A 1,222-nucleotide genomic window follows, 5' to 3' on the forward strand; every position below is an offset into this window, starting at 1 on the left:
GTGACCTGAGACCCTTTTCTCCTCCAGCCTGAGGGAGAGTCCTGAGTTTCGTTTCTGGCCTTAGGCGGCCCGTTTTTCCAGCGTGGATTTCATTGCGAACTCGGCCGGCGGCATGTTGCCGAGCGCCGAGTGTGGTCGGTGATGGTTGTAGTCCTCCTTCCATGAGGTGATGGCGCTGCGGGCCTCGGCGAGTGTCGAGAACAGCGTGTCGTTGAGGCACTCGTCCCGGAAGCGGCCGTTGAAGCTTTCGACGAAGGCATTCTGCATGGGCTTGCCGGGGGCGATGTAGTGCCATTCCACGCCCGTCTGGTGGCACCAGCGCAGCACCGCCATCGAGGTCAGTTCCGTGCCGTTGTCGGAGACGATCGTGTCGGGCCGGCCGCGTATGCGGATGACGGTATCCAGTTCGCGAGCGACCCTGGCGCCTGAGAGCGACGTGTCCGCGACGAGCGCCAGGCACTCGCGCGTATAGTCGTCGACCACGGCCAGCACCCGGAAGCGACGGCCGTCGGTGAAGGTGTCGGAGACGAAGTCGAGGCTCCACCGGGCGTTGGGACGATCAGGCACGAGCATGGGCCTGCGTGTGCCCAGTGCCCGCTTGCGCCCACCGCGCCGGCGCACCTGCAGCCTCTCTTCCCGATAGAGGCGTCGCAGCTTCTTCTGGTTCATCACGATGCCCTGGCGGTCCAGCATGACGTGGATCCTGCGATAGCCAAACCGTCGTCGCTCCGCCGCCACGGTCTTCATCGCCTCGCGCAACGCAGCGTCGTCCGGACGGGTGCTGGCATAGCGCACCGTCGACCGGTCGATGTTCAAAGCCTGGCACGCCCGACGCTGGCTCACCCCATGCACCTTGCAGGCATGAGCCACCGCCTTCCGCTTCGCATCGGGCGTCACCATTTTTTTGCGGCGACATCCTTCAGGATCGCGTTGTCCAGCATCTGCTCCGCCAGCAGCTTCTTCAGCCGCGCGTTCTCATCCTCCAGCACCTTGAGGCGGCGGGCGTCCGACACGTCCATCCCGCCGAACTTCGCCTTGAACTTGTAGAAGGTCGCAGCCGAGATGCCGTGCTTGCGGCACACCTCCGACGTCTTCGCGCCGGCCTCCTGCTCCTTCAGCATCCCGATGATCTGTTCTTCCGTGAACCGCGAGGGTCGCATCGTCCGTCTCCATGGTCGACGGACTCTACCCAAATCTGGAGGAGGTTCAGGGGCTCAGGTCA

At 64.3% G+C, this 1,222-nt stretch carries 1 protein-coding gene; it reads right to left on the reverse strand.

Annotated elements, in window-relative coordinates:
• Positions 1–60: 60 nt before the first annotated feature.
• Positions 61–1,160 (reverse strand): IS3 family transposase gene (locus ACJ4V0_RS21500; protein WP_448301649.1). Its coding sequence is split into 2 segments (ribosomal slippage): positions 61–908 and positions 908–1,160, totalling 1,101 coding nucleotides; the frame shifts between segments, so codons are not numbered across the junction.
• Positions 1,161–1,222 lie beyond the last annotated feature (62 nt).

The sequence above is a fragment of the Phreatobacter aquiterrae genome (assembly GCF_053471285.1).